Origin of the sequence: Bradyrhizobium sp. BR 1432 (assembly GCF_051547705.1) — a bacterium.
GTDB lineage: Bacteria > Pseudomonadota > Alphaproteobacteria > Rhizobiales > Xanthobacteraceae > Bradyrhizobium > Bradyrhizobium zhanjiangense.
Map to the genome: position 1 here is coordinate 6,093,360 of NZ_JBPUGF010000003.1, position 19,616 is coordinate 6,112,975.

Below are 19,616 nucleotides of genomic sequence, written 5' to 3' on the forward strand. Positions count from 1 at the left end.
AGCCGGACCTTCTCTCTCAGCCCCTCAAGATCTTTCATTGCTTTAAGCAATCTCACCAGATCAGAGACCATGTGTGCCAGAGTAGGCTTGCGCGGCTTTGGGACTCGAGATTTCTGTTTCATCGCGAAACGGCTCCCTGCCATGACCGACGGAGATGGGCTGGATCAGCAAGGACCGTGCCAAGCGAAGTGCAATCAGTCGCGGCAGAGAGCGTGGGGGCGGGCAGGAGGGGGTCACCGCGTCGGCAGCCGGTCAACCATATTCGCCAAGACCTTCGGCGGCAGCCCGATCCCCGAGAGCTTCCAGGTCGTCCCGTCCAGATGCATGCTGACGCTACCTGCGTCCTGACTCTCGCCAAGCCGCAACGCAAACTCGACAGGCTTCACCGGGGTGATCCGTCCGGCGAAAACGAAGATGTTCGAGACGTCGAGCTCGGCCAACGACGACATCGTTCCGAACGTGATGTTCTCCGCGCCGTTGCGAACAGTACCGCTCTTCAGAAGTACCGACAGGTTTTCCGGAGTCAAGAGCTTGATTGCGAGATCATCGGCGATCGTTGCGCCGAACGCGTTTATGGCCATTCGCTCGAATGGTCGCACCGGCCGCTTTTGGCTGATTCGATCGAGGTACGCGGAGACAACCTGGTCGACGAGGGAGTGGCGAACACGCGGCAGATCCGTTCGGGTCATCACTTGACGGGCGTCTCCGCTCCGAACGGCCGAAACGAGATCCAACGCGGAAACGAAAGCCGATCCGGCATACACCACAAGGCAGAGCACGAGGACCGCAACGATGCCTACGAGCCACTTCATGGAGCGGCAATCGAGGCGACCGGACTTTGTTCCCGGAGCTACCGATCCGGTGGCGCCTTCGATCCATAGGATTGACGCGCGATTGGGCGATCCCCGGCACTCAGCGTTGGGATCGCAAGGGGATTGATTGGTATCTCGACCGGGCGTCCGGTCTGGCTACCGAGGCGACCGCATCGAGCGATCCGCTGGCAGACTGGCGGGCTTTCCGCGCATGGCGAACGACATGACACTAATCCTGAGCAAGCTTCATCAGACCTTTTAAGCGGCGACCGATACCACCCTTAAGTTCGCGCATGTTACGAAACATAATTATGGGATAGTCTTTGACATCAAAATGAAGCTTCGTCCCTGAACGAGCAATGTAGATTGGGGTCTTCCCAATACCGTGTGCGTATCCGGCTTCCCAAAACACATTTGGCCTCTCAAGCGTCAGGTCGACAAAAACATACTCTGCCTTTCGAATAGACTCTAAAATTCGATCCGTGATGCGGTCATTCGACTCGGCATCATCGATCCTCTCGGCGGCAATTCCGAATTCCTTCGTGGCCTCTTTTATAGCTTCAAGAACGTCGACGAGCTGATGGTCGTTTTCGTCGATTGCCATGGCTACGAAAGCATAGCCTTTCTGGATGTCCGCAACGACCTGAGCACCGTCTTCGGGCTCTTTTGGAGAAGGATTGAGCAGCTCGGCAATGGTCATATCGATCATATCGCCAATTGTCGGGACTAGGCTCATCAGGTACGGGCGGGGTCGTGCATCAGATCGAACGGATTCGAGTTTCGCATTATTGGCCCTCCAATTGCGGGAGGAGGACTAATTGTGACAAGCCTCATGCATCCGGCTTCGACGATTTCTCGCTCAACTGCTCGCCTATTGAGGTTCAGCCGTTCGCGAAGTTCAGCGTCGGGCTTGTTGTGCCATGCCTGAAGTCTTTTCTTGAATGCTTTAAGCCGCTCGATACGGTCTTTTATGTCCATGAATTATCCGGAATAAGCGTTGAACCTGCCGTGCTTCACGCCGCGAATGTACCCGCGCGACACGCGCTCTTCCATCTCGCGCTCCAAAAACTCGTTCGCAATCAACAGCGCCTTCACAGCTTCGCGCGCATCACCGCCGCAGGCTGCTATGGCCTGATCGGCGGCAGCTTCCAAAGCCTGCGCATCCAATTGTAGTTTGGGAGCGGCAGCTTCGGGCATGAGGAAGTCCAAACGGTGGGGCTAGGCAATGTTCTCATTCCGTTCTAAACAAGTCAAGCATGGTCGAGCGCGGCTGGAATCGCGAGTTCGATGAACCGATCTCGCTGCCCGGCGGGAAGGAGCTTGTCACTTTGCGGGATGCTGCAATGTACGTGACGCTGCTTCCGGCTGAGAGCGCCCAAGCGCGAGGAGTGGCAGGCCGCTATTGAGGCTTTGATGTTAGTGGCAGAGCAAGGCGGTCCCACAATGTTCGCGCGGATAGGAATCATGCGGGCGCTCAACATTGGCAGGGCGGAAGTGCCTCGAAAGAAGGTTGCGAAGAAATATAGGATTGTGCGGTGATGCTCAGATTGCCGGTTCGATCATATCGGCGCAATATTGGCCGCTCCTGATTATCGTTGAGCGTACTTAGATTGTTTAAGGAGACTTGAGATGAGAGTGTTTTTGGGCGTGCTTTTGGCTTTCTGCCTCGCTTCCGCAGCGCATTCGCAAGACTCACCCTACCGAAAAGAGTTGAAGCGTGCAGACCTCACCGGCACAAACATGGAGGTGATAACAAGCATTAGCGAAATAAAACCCGGCGAAGTCTCGATGTTGCACATCCATCATGGGGACGAGTCGTACTACTTCCTGGAGGGCGGCACTATCGAGAACTCCAGACGGCAACCAACGGAACGTGCCGACGGGTACTGTGGGTGTAAACGCGCGTGACGTGCCCCACGGCGCTTATAAGGTTGTTGGCGACAAAACGATAAAGATTCTGACCGTCCACATCGTCGACAAAGGTAAGCCCCTTTACGACAAACCCAATTAGGAGAGTCCACTATCATCGGGCGGTTTTGCAGCGTTCTATTCCGGGCGGCGGCGTTAACGGTTCTTACTCTGTCGCCCGGCATTGCGAGCAATTTGGTCGGACAAGCCAGCATCATTGACGGCGACACGCTCGAAATTCACGGCACGCGCATTCGCCTTTTTGGAATTGATGCACCCGAAAGCTCGCAGCTCTGTCGCGGTGACGACAGCTTGCCTTATCGTTGCGGAGCGAAGGCGGCGAACGAGCTGGACGCCTTCATAGCGCGGCGGCCGGTTGACTGTGAGCCGGTTGGGCGTGATTTCCATGGACGTACAGTCGCAACGTGCTCAGCGAGCGGTGTTGATCTTGCGGAGTGGCTAGTCCGTGGCGGGCTCGCATTCGATTGGCCTCGCTACTCCAAAGGTAAATACGACGGCGCGCAACGCGAAGCCGAACGCGCGGGGCGGGGAGTATGGACGGGCAGCTACGTCGTGCCCTGGCTCTATCGCGCTTGCATCAAAGACGGCGGCGAGCCTAAAGGTTGTTCTGACGGGGCAAATGCACGGCCGTAGTGATCAGCGACAGGCTTCGTAGACTGAAAGCGGCAAGGTCACCGGGACGGCGACGCCCCAGCGCAGCTGTTCCCCCTTTGACGTATATTTGATGCGCGATTGAAACGCGCACTGCCGCTCGTTGGTTTGGAGGGTAATCGAAACTGCTCTCGGAGATCCCCATGAGCGACGAGGATATGGTCGTCCTGGCCGGATTGGCCGGCTTAGCCTGGTGGACATACGTCTTTCTGCCCCTGGTCTATTTCTATACCTGAAGGACGGGTTGTTTGGTGGACGTTGTGCCGCTTTGGAGATCTTGGAGGAGGAGACCCGGAGGCGGGCGCACGAGCTTTGGGAGAACGAGGGGCGGCCCGAGGGCAGGGACCTAGAATTCTGGTTGCGCGCGGAGCGCGAGCTACACCGGGGAGGCCCTTAAACCCATCAACCCACGCGGCTGATCTTTCACGTGGAGGAGCGCGTGGAGAAGATCAAAGAACGCGAAAAACATCAATTAAATCAATTATCATAGGGGGACACCCCTTCCACCGAGCCGAAGCGATAATCGTCTCCGTCCCTCGGGTTCCTCCGCAGGATCTTCATCAGCTTCGGCTTCGGCGGTCGCTTCTTCGGATCCTTATGGTTGAAGTGCCCGCGGGTTGGCATAGGGATCATATATCGCTTGCAGAGGTGGCGTAGGGCGGTCTCGGTGATCCCAAGATCGGCGCCGGCGCGGATCATGGTTTTGCTCCACACCAAGTCTCGGAGCTTCGCCCGGCTTATCTTGACCTGCGTGCCGCGAATGCTGACATCGACACCGCGGGTCTTCGGCGGCGGTTTGATCCCGTGCTTCAGCTCGAAGGCTTTGGTGGCGCGGTCTTCCATCCTTGATCGGTAGCGCGCCAGGCGCTCTGGGTAGGGATATGGAAACGGCGCGCACGCCTTCTTCAGCTTGTAATAGCGCCGGGCCCAGGATTGCTGCTCTTTGTCATCGAACGGATAGAAGGGCAGGTCGACGGCGCGCGCCCACGGAGCTCCGTCGGGCACGTAGCCGGGTCTGTTCAGGTCGAAGTCCCACCACAGGGCGTCGGAGAGCCTGATACGTTGCTGCGGAGCGGCCAGGTGATCGACTGTCTCGGCGCAGTATCTGGGGTGCCCTGATGGATCGCCGGCCACTGGCGCAATGATGCCGACATTGAGGAGGCCGTCGAGCTCGTAGCCTTTAAGTTGGAGCCGCTCGAGGAGCTCCTGTTCGTCGTAGAGGGGCGGATCGGTCGTCATTGCTTCATCCGCCGACGACAACGCGCGTCCATCTGATCGGGCGGTTAGCAAAGCTTGTGTTGAAATAGCCTTTTGGAGGTGTCGGCACCTCGTAAAGTTTGCAGATCCGCATAAGCACGTGCTTCTTCATCCTAAGGCGTTTCGCCACCTCGGCCATCGGCGCATTCCAGACGCGCAGACCCAGCTCAACTCGAGAGATGCCGGTGTACTTGGTGACCTCATCGTTCTGAAGCGCGGCCAGTCGATCGATCATGAGCTGGGCATAGGCGGCCGCAAGCATCGCCTTTTTGATCTCGGGTGAAACATCGTGCGGTACGCTGGGCTCCAGGGCAGGGGACGCTTCCAGCGGCCGCGGATCCTGAGCGCGGTCAATGGCCTGATCGTGCGGCAGAGGGGGCGGAAATGGGTCGTTGGGCGCGCCGGTGAATGGCTCTGCGGCGTTGAGGACTTCCTGTTCGTTGCACATGCTTTGCTCTCCGTGAGCCCCAGCATGCGTTTGGGATCACTGAAACCGAGCTCGGTCAACGGTGAGAGTTTGTTGGCTTTGTCGACATTGCGCGAATTGCCTGCAATCTGGAGGCCCCCGCTTGCGTGTTGGTCTTTGTCGGGTCGGTAATGATCACAAAACTCGACCGGCGCGGACGAAGCACTCCGAATCGGGTCGGGTTGCTAGTGCTGCATTGTCGATTTTATCCGTTTTGGCGGTTCTGAAAGGAGCGACTTCGTCGACCGAGGCTGGCTGCTCTCTGCGATAGTGGGCAGTGCGGGGTACGTCGCCGGAGGCTGGTTCGGTGAGATGACTTAGGGGCGCGCAGCCCTTTCACGTGGCTGCTTCGCGGCAGCGCTCGGCCGCCTGATCAGACGGGCGTCTAACTTGGACGCCGGCGGCAGCTGCAGCATGCAGCATCTTCTCGCGTCCGAAGAGATTGAACGGCTTGCCCTCACTCTCCTCGATCATCGATTGGGCCTGCAGTCTCATGAACTCGTCGGCGTACTCACGACCCTGAAGCTGCGCGAGCATGTTGTATTCGCGGTTTAGCTTCGCGATAAGGCGATCGCCGGACCATCGAACAATCGCTTGCTGGATCCGCACAATCCAGTAAGCGAAAAACAACGCCGCGCCGGCAACAGCGAGCGACAAGTACAGCGGCGACAGGTGATCGCCGTAGGCTCCGAGCGCCCTAGCTATGCGCCAGGTGGGCTCATGCCAGAAGAGCAGGATGCCCCCGGTGACCATTCCGAGCACTGCGATCGCGCTGGCAAATCCCAGGGTGAACACCGTGTAGAATTGGCCGCGGGGCATCCCCAAACCTCCGTTCTGAGCTCAACGCCAGATTGCCGTAGCTGAAGGGCCCCTGCAAGCCCGTCAGAAGGCCCCTCAGTCAAGGTAGGAGAGCCGCTGGACGCGTTGCACGGCGACGAGGGCCCGTTGAACCGCACGCTCCCGACGAGCCGCCATGCGGGCCGCCGGTGTGATCGCTGGAGTTCTGGGGACCAAGCGGCGCTTTTTCGGCCGGGCCGTCTTCGCAGGCTTCTGCTTGAGCTTTTTCAGCGGCGCCGGAATGCCCGGCGCGTGGTGGAGCTCGCAGCGCTTGTTGAGCTGGCCTTTCTGAATTCGGCTCTTCGTTGTCAGAGCCGTGAACACGGCGTTGCATCCGGGCTCGGCACAAACGGACTGATAGCGGATCATTTCGACGTAGCGGCCATCCCGGCACCAGTGATCTTTCGTTCCGAGGATTTGGTATTGCCGGCCTCGAGACTTGAAGATGCGGCCAGGGGTGAAGCGGTTCATTGGGGTCTCCCCATGTTGCGGGCGCATGCCGGCTGCTTGAGTGGACGCAAAAGCCGATCCCGGCACCACGACTGCGGTGGAACGGCCAGCGGTGGGGGTGTCAGCGGTGTCAGCGGATTCCGCCTAAACAGGCTCAGGGGAAAATAGAGGGAGGAGGGGGAAGAAGCCTTGGTGTTTCCGCGCGCGCAAGTGACACCGCTGACACCCCCGCACCTGGTGAGACCTTCAAAGCGTCGTTCGTGTCAGCGCTGTCAGCGGTTGTCAGCGCCTCGAGGCGCCCGCACCGCTCCCGGCTGCGCCGAACGTCGGGAAGCAATAGCGCTGACAGCGTTGACACCCGCTGACAGCGCTGACGGGGGCCGGTCTTCATGCCGGGCGTCCGTCAGGTGCCCGCCGGCTGGCTGCTGCGACCGCAATTTCACCGCGAACAGCATCTCGTCGATCAGCTTCGGCGCGCCGGATATCCTCGAAGCGACCGTCGTGAACGGCGGGGTTGATCCGCCAACTGGCCGGGTCGGACGTCGCGAGGCGGACCCATCCGTCGACCTCGAGCTGGCCCATCACTGCCATCAGTTGCTTGGGGTTCTTGCTGAGACTGCGCGGCCGAGCCCTCTTGATCTCCCTGGCCGTGAGCCGCTCGATGTTCCGGGTGAGTATGTAGCCCGCGACCCACCGTGCCTCATGGTCGTGGCCGGCGCCGTCGAGCACAGTGGTGTGAATGAACAGCGCGTGAGCGTAGAGAAACTCCTCGACGTAGCGCCGTGCCCTCCTGGCCGTAGCAGCAGAAATGAGATTGTCCGGCGGCATTTCGATCGCGTCCGCTACGATGGCCCATTCGATCAGGTGAAAGGCGAGGGCATACCGCCCGAACTCGGCATCGGCCTTCGCCAGCCACGTCTTCAGTCCCGAGGGGACGTCGGGGCGGGCCATCTCTCGCACCTTGAACGCCTTGATGGCCCACAGCTCCTCTGCCGCTGCAGGGGAGAAGCGGTAGGTTGCCTCACTGAGGCCAGCAAGTGCCAAGGCGACGCGCGGGATCGTAGCTTCGATGGCAGGATCTTCGGCATTATCCTCGCCAAGGCCGAGCTGCCGAATGGCAATCAGAGCGAAACGCTGCAACAGCCCGTCGGTCTGGAGATCGGGAGCTAGTCGAGCAATGAGATCGTCTTGGATGCCCCCGATGATCGACACAGCCAAATTCGGTGCTTCGACTGACCCGCGGCCTTGCCGGTCGACCCGGTAGGACGCGCCTTCCTTGGCCTCAAGCCAAAGCGCCCTGTCTTTGGACCCCTTAGCCCGATAGGCATCCATGCCGCCAAGCCACCCCGAGAGCTCGTCGGAGCACTGGATTAGCGGAGCAATTTCGGGCGTTTCGGCCAAGCGCGTTACGATCGCCTCTGTCGTGCTGTCGTTCGAGATCTTGGATCGCGATTTGGGCGGCGTGGGCCTTACAATGAGGTCTGCAGGAAGCTCAGCTGGCTCGTCGGCCTTCTTCTTCTTCCAGTTCCGAGCTGAATAAGCGAGCTCTGCCTGTTCGTAGCCGGCCATTTCCTTGGCGAATGCCGCCGACCAACGCTTGTTGACCGGACCCGCGAATGTAAGAGCCGCCTTCACCGCGGCGGATTTGGCCGACCCCGGATCGCCGACAAGGGCAGTCCAAAGCACACAGAGTACGGACCACGAACTCCGATTCTGAAACATCTGTAGCCGGTTGCTGGCCGGGATCAGTGAGCCCACGACGGCCACGGCTGCGGCCGTGACTGCATCGGAATTTACGCCTAGCGATCGCGCGCGATCTTTTCCGAATGCCACCAGGAAAGGCGGAACGATGCCCTCGAGCATGTCTCCGGGTGGCTTTTCTTGCTTCCAGAAATCGGTCGGCTCGTCCCATGCGCCGGGAAGAGTCTTGGAAGAATCCTTCCGATGATCTTTCAGTTCAACCGCCTCGAGCTCGTGCTCCGGCGCCTTCACCCCGACGGAATTCTTGCGGGATTTCGAGGCGCTCCTCACCTTCTTGGCGAGATCATCGTAATCCCACGGCGGAATTGCCTTTGTCCGGTTCCAAAACTCGTCGACCAGTTCGAGCGTCGTCTCTGCGCTCAAGTTGAAGTCGCGAACATGATTGATGACAATGATGGTGGTGGCGTCGCCCCCTTGTCCTTCGATCGCCTCGGGCGCGTGACGGACGAGATAGTCGATCGCGCGTGCTTTTTCGCTCTCGCTGTCCTGTCCTTCAAGTGGAGGGTCCAACTGGAGGGCTTGGCCTTGATCGCTCTTCGGCAGAATGGCGATAAGCTCAGGGCTCGCGTCCGCAATTGGAGCGTCGTCCTCAATTGTGTACGCACCGGCTGAAGTCGTCGAACCCGCGCCGAGTATGTATCCCTTTCGATCGGCACGAATGTCGGTCCCAGGATATCCGGGGATCGTCCCGACGGCATTCTTGAGGATTTTAGCGATCGCTGGCGAGCATTTATAGGTTTCGTGGAAGCCTCCCGAAGGCGACCGTTGCGTATAGGTGCGGGTGAGGAGGCCTGCCTGTTTCATCCTCTGGCGAGACTCTAAACCGCCGTTTTTGGGGTCAAAGTCGATCGAAAAACCCGCGTCGATCAAGCAGCCTATGTTTAGCCTCGGTTCGAGCTCCCAAATCGCACTGAGCTGCTCAGGATCTCGCGTCGCATGGGTTTGCCATCCTTCGATGAAAGGCGGCTTCTTTTCGTTGATCACAACCGGAAAAGCGCGGAAGCCCTTCGCGGCGAGATGCAGCACGCTCTGGAGCTTGGCGTTCTCTGGAGCACTTCGTTGTTTCGTAACGGTATTTGTGGTATTCATCTCTCAGGTTTTCAGTTTCTGGCCCCGTTCGACCTGGCAGTCGGCGGGGCCATTCTTTTGGCGCCCGCGGGGACGTTGTCTTTTGGCCCTCATTGTCTGGTGTTGGGAATGCTTGGCCGGCGAAGAGCGCTTGGCGCGAGTAAAAGATTAGGCGGCCGCTTCTGAGGTCGACTTGCGCCGGCGACTCCACATCCAAGCATCGAGGTCGGTCACGTCGTAGACCACCTTGGACGGAATTGGCGTGATGTAGGTCGGGCCTCCACCACGAACGCGAAGGCGTTCAAGAGTCGCAGTCGAGAGGCGCACGTGTTTCGCTGCCTCTTTGGTATTCAGAAATTGCTGCATCCTTCTCTCCATTTGAAGGCGCCGGCGCTCAGCAAACAAGCGACCGGCGCCAACTGACTGGATCAGATGCTAGCAAACACCATCAGGGGCCATCTCCCCTTGCATTTGTGGGTTTGTCGATCTTAGCGATTCACAAGAGTCACAATTCTCGGCAATCGAAGGCCGGGATCCAATAATCTTGCGGAGCTCGGCTTCCAGAATCGTCGCAACTTGACGCTTCTCTGGCAGCATGTCGTATTTGTCGTAGACCGCAGTCACATCGCCGTTGACGTGATCAAGTAACGCCTTGACGTCTGGCCGCGGAGCGCCCCCGCGCCGCGCGATCGTAGCGGCAGTCCGCCGCAAATCGTGCGCAGTGAAGTGCGCCAGTCCCAGAAATTCGCGGATGCCGCCACGATCCGAGATGTCCTTTCCCTTTTTCTTGCCCTTTTTCTTGCCATTCAGTGCTTGGCTGATTGAAGCGCGCGAAATTGCAATGTCCCCGATGCTGAATTTGCTTGGAAAGACTACCTCCGCCGGCACCTCGTCGATGGGTTCGGGTGGATTGTTGTGACCGATGCCGGGCCGCTCGCGTGTGGTCGCTTCCCTAACAATCTCTTTTGCGAGTTCTGAGAGGGGGACGAGCACAGCCCGGTCCTTTTTCACACGACCGGGCGGCATGTCGTAAAGCGCCTCCACGGTGTCGAGGTGCGTGAGTTCGGCGATCCTGGCGCCGGCCGCTTGGTACGGGCGGACCATCGTCGCCAGGATGAACCTGATTGCAAGGGCAACGGGCCGCTCCACGGGACAGTCGGGCAGGTCGAGACCCCACCAAAGGATTCGGATCTCGTCGTCCGCCAGGACTCGGTTGCGCTCCTTTTCCTTGCCGCCGCGACGCTCCATCCCCTCCAGCGGGTTAGAGGGGACGTACTTCCGCCCGGGCTGTTTGCCCCACTTGAACATCTTGTGGAGGATCGATTGGGTCCGGTTGGCGCTGACGGGTGCGGTTTCAGCGATTAGATCCAGCAGCTCTGCGGCGTCGTCGTCGGTAATGGCTGCTGCCAGCAGGCGCCCCCATTCGTCGCGCGGCCGCTTGAGGTATTGGACGTCATTCTTCCAGCTCTTCTTGTTTGCGCTCGGAATCTCCGCCGGCCACTTCCCCGTCGCATTGAACGCCTGGACGATCTCCTTGCCTCCGGTCCCGATCACGTACTCGGCTATGTATCGGTCCGCAAAGGCATCGAACGTCAACTGATCTCGTTTGGGGCGGTTCGCCCGCTTCGCTGCAGCCGGGTCGGCGCCGTTGGCGATGTTCCCAAGCAAGATCTTGGCTTGGGTACGGGCGGCCTCGGGGGCCAACTTCCCGACTGCCGCGACGGTGTAGCGCCGGACGGGAGCTCCGCGGCCGGTCCCGGCGCGATAGACGATGACGAATGATTTGGCGCCGGTGGGTCGGACGCGTACCCCGAACCCGGGTAGCTTGGCGTCCCACACTGTGTATTCGGATGCCTGCTTTTCGAGGCCGTCGACCAGGCTCTTTGTGATGGTTTGACCGCTCATTTGCCCTCCGGGAAGCACGGGGAAGCACCGCGATGCCAATCACAGCAGGCAAGGGATAGCGGTAGGTTATGGTTGGCCAGACTTTCCGCGAGGCGTTAGGGCCTCTGAGGGTGGGTGAGGGGAGGCGAGGGAATGGCAGATATGTCTGGGAGACTAGGGGTCGGAGGTTCAAATCCTCTCGCTCCGACCATTTTTTCCAACTCATTTGGCGGGTGGATGATGTTGGCGTGGGGGCTTGCTCCCGCCCGTGGCGGACGCGCGGCGACCAGTGGTGGGTGGCTGCTGCGGCGGTCGGCAAACTAAAGTGCCAAAACAACCCCATGCACAGTAGCGATGCCATTGGAAGATAATGTTTTTCCGAAAACGACTTGACGCGTCGGGCAAAACAGGGGCATCATGTCACCATGCCAGCGGTGTCGTGATGGGAAAGTATCTCCGACAGCCGGCTCCTTATCCCATGTTGGTGATGCGCCGAATTCGGAGTGCGCCATTTGCGAAGCGTCGGCACGCTCGCCAAGTTCGGGTGGCGCGAAATGCAAACAGCGTCAACTAACTCAGATCACGCAAAACTTTTGCCAGAACGTCGCGCCAAAGGACGGCACGATCACGATTCGCCGCAGAAAAAGAGCTGCCCACCTTTTCGGAGTGATCAACCTCCGCCTGCGCCACCGCGGGCAATCAAGCCTTTGGCGGGTTCATCGACAGCACGATGATGCGGCCGATTTTCTAAGAGTTGCTTAACGTCTCAGGTCGTCGCTACTGCCAAAGCCGGCGAGTGAGGTTGAGAAAGCCGGCGAAAGGCACGCCAACCAAAATGCCGACAGTGCCGTATGCGATCGCGAACAGCGCCGCCATCCATGGCCCTGAACTTGTCGCTATCCCCGTAAGCCGCACCAAGCCCCGCCAAGTGCTCCAGCAATAACGATCATATTGCGATCGTTGCGCGCCTCAACGTTGTGAATGGGCGATCGCTTGCGATCCAGGATCGGAGGACCAAACGGTTGCCTTGACCCGCGATCAGAAAATTTATTATATATTTTTTATTTAATGTGATTTAATATTGGGGGCTTAATTGTAACAGTGCCCGTGCCTGAGCTTGGCCTAGAACGCTGGGCATCTCCCTCAGCCACGCATCTTGGGGTAATCTGCAGGGACCCGGGTGGCATGGATCGAGATCACTTTGACGAGATGTCCATTGATGAGTTGTGGGCGCTGCACACCGACGTGGGTCAGGTCCTAGCCGTCAAGCTGATCGCAGCAAAGCGCGCCCTGGAGGAGCGGCTTAAACAGCTCGGCCAGAGAGCAGACTGGAGAGAACCGGGGATAAAACACTAAGGGAGCCCGGCGCGAGTGTTATAATTCGTGATTAATTTTAATTAACTAATTTATTTTTTTTGACTTGCGATGTGATTTAATTGTCGCCTCGCTATACAAAAAGCGCGGCGCGGCCCTTCCTACTCCATTTCCCTTGCGCCCGCTCGGAAGGTCCGGCCATGACTGGTCTCCATCATTTCCAGAATTCCCCAACGCCAATGCGATCGGCCACTCCCTTCGAATGGGCCAACTTACCCGAGGCGGGCAATCGCGGCGGTCGAGCGGATACCGCTGCCGCTGTTCTTCGGCACCGCTTCGAAGTGCTCGCTGCTCAGATTGCCGAATTGGAAGCACTGCGCGAACGCGTCCTTGAGGCTGAGCAGAAGATCGCCTTTTGAGTTGAACAACGCAGCTACCTCCGCTCACGTCGGCCGTCCGCGCCAGATGAAGCGCCTGCCACAGCGCAGCAGCAACAATTGCTCGCGTGATGACGAGGATCAGCGCACATAAACAGGTGGGCTGTCACTTCTGCGCCAGCTTAATCGTTGCCACGGGCCACTTTCCGGGATGGCCAGTAATGGAAAGACGCAAGCCGTGCGCTTCGTCCAAGTGCAGTTCCTCGACAGTCCCTGCTGTACCGTCCGTGAGCACCACCGCCTTGCCGATCAATTCTGTCTCGGCTTCGTGATATTCGCGTAGAATAGCAGAGGCGTGAGCTTTAGCCCGGGGCATCTGCCGCATCTCGTTCTGGCTATGCGGCCACAACCGCTGAGACTGAGCTGCGTTCCTTTCTGAATGGGCGCACGAGGGATGGATGGCTGGATGACCTGACGCGCCGGGCAAAACAGGGGGCACGCAGGAGCGTCGGAGTTCCTTTAGTTGCAGGCAAGTTCGCTCGGCGCCGGTTGTGTGTTCACAACACCTCGGCACGAACCTGAGCCACGCCACGATCCGTAATCCCCAAGCTGCGCGCAGCAGCCAGCGAAAGGTCGAGGACACGACTGCGGACGAACGGACCGCGGTCATTGACTGTGACGATGACGCTTCGGCTGTCGTGAGTGACGCGCAATTTGGTGCCGAAAGGCAGGCGGCGGTGCGCCGCTGTTAGCCGATTACGATCAAACGATGAACCGCTCGCTGTCTTGCCTTTGAAATAAGAATAGTAGGAGGCTTTGCCGGAAAGAACTCGATTAGAAGATTGGGCTCCTAAACGATCTTTCGAAGGCTCTTCCGGAGTGAGAGGTTGCGCTTGCTGTGGGGTCGAAGGTTTCGTTTGCGTTTCGTCCTTCTTTGTCTGGTCGAGCCCCTCAGGAGCTGGCTCCGCGTGAGCTTTTGGAATGATGAACCACCTCTCATCGAAGGTTTGCGCGACAGCAGAAGTCGAGTAGATCGCCATCCAAGCTGGGATTGTTGCAATCGCGATCATTCTACAAAGAACTTGCATGATCGGCCTCACGCATGAAACTGATGGACAATGCAAACTCATCGGCCTGTGTTCCTGCACCCCGCATTCTCGTGCAGACAAAGGTGAGTGCATACCGATGGTTCGATGCGTAGTTCCGAGAGTACTTAGGCGCAGCGCAGCAAGCAGCCGTCTCGCTGCGGCGCATAGCCGCGTCCAGCAGGCACTGCTTGGCTTCTACTCCGATAGTGTAGTTCTTCGATGTCGAAACTGCTCGAGCTTCGCAATTTGCGTTAGCTGCCAGAACGCCCAGTCGTGCAAGGTCGAGATCAATAATCTTCTGGGACTTGTCGACGCTCTAGCAATGAGCGCTTGCAATATCGACTGCTAAGCGGCTGGTCGCAAATACCCCACCACCATCCTTGTCGTCTCGTCCACCAGCGTCCGCACCATTTTCTCCGACAGCATCTCGGCCTGGTTCAGCACCGTGTTGTGCGCGACCGCTTCGATCGCGCTGACGCAGATGAACGTCGCCAGGCCCGGATCGATCTTGCGCATCTCCTTGCGGCGGCTTTCGAGATAGGTGCGCACGAGGGTGTGGACTTCGCGGTTGAAGGCTTCGACGTCTTTGAGCTGGCCGGTGCGCGGAATTTGCTCGGCGAGGACGCGGTGCAGTTTCGGGTCGATGCGGTGGGCTTCGATCGCAACGGTGACGAGCTTGCGCACGGCATTTTCGATCGGCAGGTCGGCGACTTCGGTCAGCGCGGCGCGGACGAGGCCCATGATCTCCTCGTTGTGACGCTCGATCACGGCGGCGACGAGGGCCTCCTTGCTCGGAAAATATTGGTAGAGCGAGCCGACGCTGACGCCGGCGATTTCGGCGATGCGATTGGTGCTCGCCTTCTCGAAGCCTTCGCGGACCAGAATGCGAGCGGTTGCCTCGACCAGTGCGTTGACGGTGGCGCGTGATCTCGCCTGCGAAGCATTTTTCCGCGGTTTTGTCGGCGGTTTGCGCGCCATGGTCTTGCAGTCCGAATGCGAGTAGGAAAAGCGAGCGAATGCTCGCATTATAGTCGCAAGTGGCGGCGGGTCGGCAAGCGTCTTTGTCGCCCTGTGAGATCAAGCCAGGCGGAGAGAGGTGGCCATGAGCGTCGCAAAGATGTTGTCGTCCCTGCAGTTTTGCCCTGACTTCGGCGCGCTGCGCCGCGGCGATCCCGCGCCGAGCTTGCAGAGCCGTTGCTTCAATGCGCTGCTGCGGCAGCTTCCGTTCAAGCAGCAGCTCGCCTCAGCCGAAGCCGTGCAGGCGCGTGTTCAGAAGCTCGCATTACAGCCGGCGTCGTATGAGCCGACGGGACTGGGCCGCGGCGTCGAGGTGACGTTGACCAAGATGGGCGGCTGGCCGGTGTACTACACCGCACCGTCGTCGGGCCATGAGGGCTGCAATCACGTCATGTTCCTGCATGGCGGCGGCTTCATCAACGAGATCGTGCCGACGCATTGGCGCTTCGTCGGCCAGATGACGCGCAAGGCGCGCGTCGTTTGCGTCGTGCCGATCTATCCGCTGGCGCCGCGCGCGACCGCGAAGGAGATCGTGCCGGCGACGGCGGAGCTGTTGCGCATGCTGCTGGAAGACGCGGGGTCCGCAAAGGTCACGGTGGTCGGCAATTCCGCCGGCGCGGGTCTTGCGCTCGCTGCCTGCCAGTGGCTGCGCGATCGCGGGCACCGGCAGCCGGCCCGGCTGGTGCTAATCTCGCCCGCGGCCGATGCCTCGGTCAGCCGTCCGGAGCAGGTGGCGCTTGCGGCACGCGATCCCATTCAGGACATTCCGGGGATCGTCGAGGCGGGACGACTCTATGCCGGTGAGCTCGATGTCGGTCATCCCTTTGTCAGCCCGCTCAACGGCGCGTTCCGTGCGCTCGCGCCGATGACGATCTTCTCGGGCACGCGCGACCTTCTGTATCCCGACAGCGTCGATCTTGCGGAGCGGGCGAGGGCGGTGGGTGTGCCGGTCGAGCTGCATCTGCTCCGCGACCAACCGCACAATTACGCGCTGATGCCGACGCCGGAGGGGCGACGTGCGCGTGCGCTCATTTTGCGCGCGGTAGCTTAAAGGAAGGGCGTGATCATTGTCACAGAGCGCGGCGGCCCAATGAGGGTGGCGCTATCGAGCCCATGCGGAGGGAGAATGGGCGCGCCTCCGGGGCGTTTCCTCAACGTCGTAGTTCTACGGGCCTACGCGTGGCCCTTGATCTCGTAATGGCCCGGTACGCATTTGTAGCGCTCGAGGCGCCAGTTCGCGTGATAGATCGGATGCTCGCCCATCCATTTCGCCAAGGGGGCCTGTGCGCCGATCGCGCATTGCATCATCGACATCTCGGGCGTCATGTTGCTGTCGGTCACGATTTCCTCGACGCAACTGCCTGAGCTGATTGCGCTTAGCCGGCAGAGCACGGCAACGACGGTCACGAACATTCCTGTCACCTCATCGGTTGTTTCTGACCACGAAGAGGATGCAAGCGGAGTGCCAGAGCCTGTGACACGCAAACAACACGCTGGCCTGGCCGAATCGCCCAGCGTCCGGAATCCATTTGACGATTCGGATTGTAAAAAAATTCCCCCTAAACCGAAGCCGGACAAATACGGGAACGGGGCAGCAATGCACAAATTATGGACCAGCGCCGCCCGGCGCCTTTCACGAGGCCTGCCCCGCCGTAACGGGTTGGCGCGCGTCGAAGCCGCACAATAGTCCGTCCGCCGAAATAACTGATGCCGAACATGGCAGCGCGCCGCTTTTACCTGCGGATGCGGCGCTGCTACAGTTTCGCGGCGCCCGATGAGCGCGGCAAGGAAGAAACAAACCGACAAGGGGAGGGACCGAAGTCCCATGAAGGATTTTGCAGGAAGGATCGCGGTCATCACCGGCGGCGGCACGGGGATGGGGCGAGAGCTGGCGCGGCAGCTCGTGGCCGAGGGCTGCAACGTCGCGATGTGCGACGTCTCGGAAGCGGCGATGGCCGAGACCAAGCGGCTTTGCGAGGTCGAGAGGCTGCCGCAGGGCCTGCGCGTCACGACACATGTCGCCGACGTCGCGATCGAGGATCATCTGAGGCGCTTTCGCGACGAGCTCGCCGAGCAGCAGAAGACGGACAAGATCCATCTGTTGTTCAACAATGCCGGCATCGGCGGCGGCGGCAGCCTGTTCAGCAACACGCGCGAGCAGTGGGAGCGCACCTTCAACATCTGCTGGGGCGGCGTCTATCTCGGCGTGCGCACCTTCCTGCCGATGCTGGTCGCCGCGGACGAGGCTCACATCGTCAACACTGCGAGCGTCAACGGCTTCTGGGCCTCGATCGGCATGAACCAGGCGCACACCGCCTACAGCTCGGCGAAGTTCGCGGTGAAGGGATTTACCGAAGCGCTGATCAACGACCTTCGCCTGCACGCGCCGCACGTCAAATGCTCGGTGGTGATGCCCGGTCACATCGGCACCTCGATCGTCTCCAATTCGCGCAAGGTGCAGAGCAGTGACGGCTCGGACCGACTCGACGCCGACGAGGTCGCGCTGACCCGCAAGCGCATGGTCGCGGCCGGCGTGCCGGATGCCGACAAGATGTCGGACGAGGACATCCAGGCGGCGTTTGCCGAGCGCGCCCGCAGCGCCGACGACGGCGGCAGCGGCCGCGAAGATCATTCTCGACGGAGTCAAGGCGGAGCGTTGGCGCATTCTCGTCGGCGAGGATGCCAAGCGCCTCGACGAGCGCGTGCGCGCCACGCCCGAGCAGGCCTACGACCGCGCCTTCTACGAAAGTTTTACGCAGGAGGTCGGCTGGCGGCTTGGCTGACCGCCCAAGAGGCGCGCGAATGTAGGTATGATAATCGTCATGGCAAGAGGTGCGCCGGTGATAATGCGTGCCACCTCTTGCCAATGTTCAGCGCCTTATGCCGAATTCGAATGTCACGCATGCGACGCGTCCGTGCGTTCAAGCGATGGTGATCTTGAATGGGTCTCATTTGACGCACGCCAGCTTGGTTGGCCAACCAAAATAGTCTAGTCAATCAGGGGTAACGCGACGATAGAGCGTAGCTCCCGATGATACCCGCATGCCTCTCCGACGACTGGACCCTTTGCCCGGAGAGAGAGGACATCTCCGCTGAATTCACGCGGCTGCTCACCGCGGCCCAGGAGGGCGGCGCCACGATCGCCGAATGCCTGATGATCGCGCGGCAGCTGAAGCGGGGCAACGATCAATCCTGGCATCGCGAGTGGAAGAAGCTGGCGCAGGCCAACCGGCAGCGTGCCGAAGCCGCCTTCGCGGAAGGCCATTTGGCGACGGCACAGCGCAACTGGCTGCGTGCGACGAACTACTATGGAGCAGCGGCGATGCCGCTCGACCCGGCCGACGAGCGCCGCTGGGTCGCAGTGCTCGCGATGCAGGAGTGCGCCCGCCGCTATTTGTCGGCCCGCGGTCCGGCCGGCGAGGTCGTGACCATCCCCTGGATCGACGGACATGCGCTGCAGGGGTACTTCCTGCCTGCGTCGTCGGGAAGGGGGCGGGCGCCGACCGTGATCTGCATCGGCGAGCCCGGCCACCGCAAGGAGGAGTTTCTGTTCAAGCTCGCGCCGCATGCGCGCGAGCGCGGATTCTCGATGCTGGCGCTGGACCTCTTCGGCGACCAGCGCGACGATTTTCTCGACGTGCTGCTGCGGCGCCGGGACCTCGAGAGCTCGATTCCCTGCGTCATGGACTATCTGGAGATGCGCAGCGATGTCGATTTCGGGCGCGTCGCGATCGTCGCGGACGGCTGGGGCTCTTCCTTCGTCGCGCGCGCGGTGTTGCAGGAGCCGCGGCTTGCCGCCGCCGTCTGCGACGGCGGGCTGTGGGATCTGCACGAGCGGGCCTTCTTCGCCAGCCGATTCGCGATGAGCGACGTCAGCATCGTGCCGGTGCCGCATGCCCCGCTGATGGCTTCCAGCGCCGACTGTCCCGTGCTGATCACGCTCGGCGAGGACGGCTGGCTCAAGGCCGATCGGGCCCGTCAGCTCGTCCAGAAATCCCGGCTCGGAAGCTCGGACGTGATGCTGAAGGTGTTCACTGCGGCGGAGACCGGCGCGGCGCAGGCGCATGCGGACAATCCCAGCCTTGCCAACGAATACATCTTCGACTGGCTCGAATCGCGGCTCGGCGCGGCCGGGCGGATCTGATCTAAAGCGCGCGTCAGAAGTCGAGGGTGAGGCGAACGCAGGCCTTCTCGAGGCGGGACTTCAGCATTGCGAGCTTGGCGGTGAATTCGGTGAGCTCGTGCTCGTCGAACTCCTGGAAGACGAATTCCTTGATGGTCTTGTACTGCTCGTTGAGGCTCGCCAGGTGCTTCTGCGTCTTCTCGGTCAAGGACAGCCGCACCACCCGGGCGTCGGTCGGCGAGGGACGACGGCGCAACAGGCCCTTCTTCTCGAGCAGCTTGGACTGGGTGGTGACGAACGAGGGATCGACGTGGAGGAGCTTGGAGACGACGTTGACCGGGATGCCGTCGTCCTTGTCGAGGTCGGAGATGGCCATCAGGATCAGCCATTGCGGGCCGCTGATGCCGAGCGTCCTCGCCCAGAACTGACGCAGCTCCTCCAGATACATGTTGATCGACGATATCTCCCAGGTGAAGCGCCTGATGATATCCAGATTTCCGATGGAGCGCAGGCGCGCACCCTCTTTCCTCGTTGCGGACACAGCGTCACTCCCGTGAACTGATTTTCAGGCCGGTGTTCGTG

The 19,616-nt window shown here is 60.4% G+C and carries 22 protein-coding genes and 1 pseudogene; 7 read left to right on the forward strand and 16 right to left on the reverse strand.

Annotated features, from left to right (window positions below; all coding sequences use genetic code 11):
* Positions 1–233: 233 nt before the first annotated feature.
* The 3 genes from ACSKB8_RS29545 to ACSKB8_RS29555 all read right to left on the reverse strand — a co-directional run bounded on the left by ACSKB8_RS29545 (position 234) and on the right by ACSKB8_RS29555 (position 2,009).
* A complete protein-coding gene (locus tag ACSKB8_RS29545) occupies positions 234–812 on the reverse strand; it encodes a DUF2939 domain-containing protein (RefSeq protein WP_438107952.1) in 579 nt (192 codons plus the stop codon).
* Between the two features lie 229 nt (positions 813–1,041).
* The gene (locus ACSKB8_RS29550) at positions 1,042–1,521 is read right to left on the reverse strand and encodes a hypothetical protein (RefSeq protein ID WP_438107953.1); all 480 of its coding nucleotides are present in this window, start codon (positions 1,519–1,521) and stop codon (positions 1,042–1,044) included.
* Between the two features lie 272 nt (positions 1,522–1,793).
* On the reverse strand, positions 1,794–2,009 hold the full coding sequence (locus ACSKB8_RS29555) for a hypothetical protein (protein WP_438107954.1): 216 nt from the start codon (positions 2,007–2,009) through the stop codon (positions 1,794–1,796).
* 59 nt (positions 2,010–2,068) lie between these two features.
* Here ACSKB8_RS29555 and ACSKB8_RS29560 point away from each other — a divergent pair, with 59 nt between their 5' ends.
* The 3 genes from ACSKB8_RS29560 to ACSKB8_RS29570 all read left to right on the forward strand — a co-directional run bounded on the left by ACSKB8_RS29560 (position 2,069) and on the right by ACSKB8_RS29570 (position 3,789).
* Positions 2,069–2,218 carry a hypothetical protein gene (locus ACSKB8_RS29560; protein ID WP_438107955.1) on the forward strand — a complete coding sequence of 50 codons (150 nt, stop codon included), beginning with the start codon at positions 2,069–2,071 and terminating at the stop codon, positions 2,216–2,218.
* A gap of 673 nt (positions 2,219–2,891) precedes the next feature.
* Positions 2,892–3,374: a thermonuclease family protein gene (locus ACSKB8_RS29565; RefSeq protein WP_438110733.1), complete on the forward strand. Its 483-nt coding sequence runs from the start codon at positions 2,892–2,894 to the stop codon at positions 3,372–3,374.
* A 211-nt stretch (positions 3,375–3,585) separates the two neighbouring features.
* Positions 3,586–3,789 (forward strand): DUF2934 domain-containing protein, encoded by a 204-nt coding sequence (locus ACSKB8_RS29570; RefSeq protein WP_438107956.1) that lies wholly within the window; start codon positions 3,586–3,588, stop codon positions 3,787–3,789.
* A gap of 80 nt (positions 3,790–3,869) precedes the next feature.
* Here the strand turns inward: ACSKB8_RS29570 and ACSKB8_RS29575 are convergent, their stop codons facing one another.
* The 7 genes from ACSKB8_RS29575 to ACSKB8_RS29605 all read right to left on the reverse strand — a co-directional run bounded on the left by ACSKB8_RS29575 (position 3,870) and on the right by ACSKB8_RS29605 (position 11,136).
* Positions 3,870–4,631 (reverse strand): hypothetical protein, encoded by a 762-nt coding sequence (locus tag ACSKB8_RS29575; protein ID WP_438107957.1) that lies wholly within the window; start codon positions 4,629–4,631, stop codon positions 3,870–3,872.
* 4 nt (positions 4,632–4,635) lie between these two features.
* Positions 4,636–5,097 carry a hypothetical protein gene (locus ACSKB8_RS29580; protein WP_438107958.1) on the reverse strand — a complete coding sequence of 154 codons (462 nt, stop codon included), beginning with the start codon at positions 5,095–5,097 and terminating at the stop codon, positions 4,636–4,638.
* A 354-nt stretch (positions 5,098–5,451) separates the two neighbouring features.
* Positions 5,452–5,934 (reverse strand): hypothetical protein, encoded by a 483-nt coding sequence (locus ACSKB8_RS29585; RefSeq protein WP_438107959.1) that lies wholly within the window; start codon positions 5,932–5,934, stop codon positions 5,452–5,454.
* 75 nt (positions 5,935–6,009) lie between these two features.
* Complete coding sequence (locus tag ACSKB8_RS29590) at positions 6,010–6,423, reverse strand: hypothetical protein (protein WP_438107960.1); 414 nt, start codon at positions 6,421–6,423, stop codon at positions 6,010–6,012.
* 366 nt (positions 6,424–6,789) lie between these two features.
* Positions 6,790–9,252: a DUF3987 domain-containing protein gene (locus ACSKB8_RS29595; protein ID WP_438107961.1), complete on the reverse strand. Its 2,463-nt coding sequence runs from the start codon at positions 9,250–9,252 to the stop codon at positions 6,790–6,792.
* A gap of 147 nt (positions 9,253–9,399) precedes the next feature.
* A complete protein-coding gene (locus tag ACSKB8_RS29600; protein ID WP_128933983.1) occupies positions 9,400–9,597 on the reverse strand; it encodes a helix-turn-helix domain-containing protein in 198 nt (65 codons plus the stop codon).
* A gap of 69 nt (positions 9,598–9,666) precedes the next feature.
* Positions 9,667–11,136, reverse strand: coding sequence for a tyrosine-type recombinase/integrase (locus ACSKB8_RS29605; RefSeq protein ID WP_438107962.1), 1,470 nt, complete (start codon positions 11,134–11,136; stop codon positions 9,667–9,669).
* Between the two features lie 1,164 nt (positions 11,137–12,300).
* Here ACSKB8_RS29605 and ACSKB8_RS29610 point away from each other — a divergent pair.
* The gene (locus ACSKB8_RS29610) at positions 12,301–12,471 is read left to right on the forward strand and encodes a hypothetical protein (protein ID WP_370985931.1); all 171 of its coding nucleotides are present in this window, start codon (positions 12,301–12,303) and stop codon (positions 12,469–12,471) included.
* 230 nt (positions 12,472–12,701) lie between these two features.
* Here the strand turns inward: ACSKB8_RS29610 and ACSKB8_RS29615 are convergent, their stop codons facing one another.
* The 4 genes from ACSKB8_RS29615 to ACSKB8_RS29630 form a co-directional block, all read right to left on the reverse strand.
* A complete protein-coding gene (locus tag ACSKB8_RS29615) occupies positions 12,702–12,857 on the reverse strand; it encodes a hypothetical protein (RefSeq protein WP_370985932.1) in 156 nt (51 codons plus the stop codon).
* 115 nt (positions 12,858–12,972) lie between these two features.
* Positions 12,973–13,182, reverse strand: coding sequence for a PRC-barrel domain-containing protein (locus ACSKB8_RS29620; protein WP_370985933.1), 210 nt, complete (start codon positions 13,180–13,182; stop codon positions 12,973–12,975).
* A 181-nt stretch (positions 13,183–13,363) separates the two neighbouring features.
* Entirely contained in the window at positions 13,364–13,876 is a 513-nt protein-coding gene (locus ACSKB8_RS29625) for a septal ring lytic transglycosylase RlpA family protein (protein ID WP_438107963.1), read from the reverse strand.
* 363 nt (positions 13,877–14,239) lie between these two features.
* A complete protein-coding gene (locus ACSKB8_RS29630) occupies positions 14,240–14,872 on the reverse strand; it encodes a TetR/AcrR family transcriptional regulator (RefSeq protein WP_438107964.1) in 633 nt (210 codons plus the stop codon).
* A 124-nt stretch (positions 14,873–14,996) separates the two neighbouring features.
* On the opposite strand from ACSKB8_RS29630, the gene ACSKB8_RS29635 reads away from it, so the two are divergent.
* Entirely contained in the window at positions 14,997–15,962 is a 966-nt protein-coding gene (locus ACSKB8_RS29635) for an alpha/beta fold hydrolase (protein WP_438107965.1), read from the forward strand.
* A gap of 122 nt (positions 15,963–16,084) precedes the next feature.
* On the opposite strand, the gene ACSKB8_RS29640 is transcribed toward ACSKB8_RS29635, so the two are convergent.
* The gene (locus tag ACSKB8_RS29640; protein WP_091893297.1) at positions 16,085–16,324 is read right to left on the reverse strand and encodes a hypothetical protein; all 240 of its coding nucleotides are present in this window, start codon (positions 16,322–16,324) and stop codon (positions 16,085–16,087) included.
* A 412-nt stretch (positions 16,325–16,736) separates the two neighbouring features.
* Between ACSKB8_RS29640 and ACSKB8_RS29645 the strand changes: the two are divergent.
* Together ACSKB8_RS29645 and ACSKB8_RS29650 are read left to right on the forward strand one after the other, a co-directional pair.
* Positions 16,737–17,694 (forward strand): annotated as a pseudogene (locus ACSKB8_RS29645) (SDR family oxidoreductase).
* 248 nt (positions 17,695–17,942) lie between these two features.
* Complete coding sequence (locus ACSKB8_RS29650; protein WP_370985938.1) at positions 17,943–19,055, forward strand: alpha/beta hydrolase family protein; 1,113 nt, start codon at positions 17,943–17,945, stop codon at positions 19,053–19,055.
* Between the two features lie 13 nt (positions 19,056–19,068).
* Here the strand turns inward: ACSKB8_RS29650 and ACSKB8_RS29655 are convergent, their stop codons facing one another.
* Positions 19,069–19,575, reverse strand: coding sequence for a MarR family winged helix-turn-helix transcriptional regulator (locus ACSKB8_RS29655; protein WP_164935046.1), 507 nt, complete (start codon positions 19,573–19,575; stop codon positions 19,069–19,071).
* Positions 19,576–19,616 lie beyond the last annotated feature (41 nt).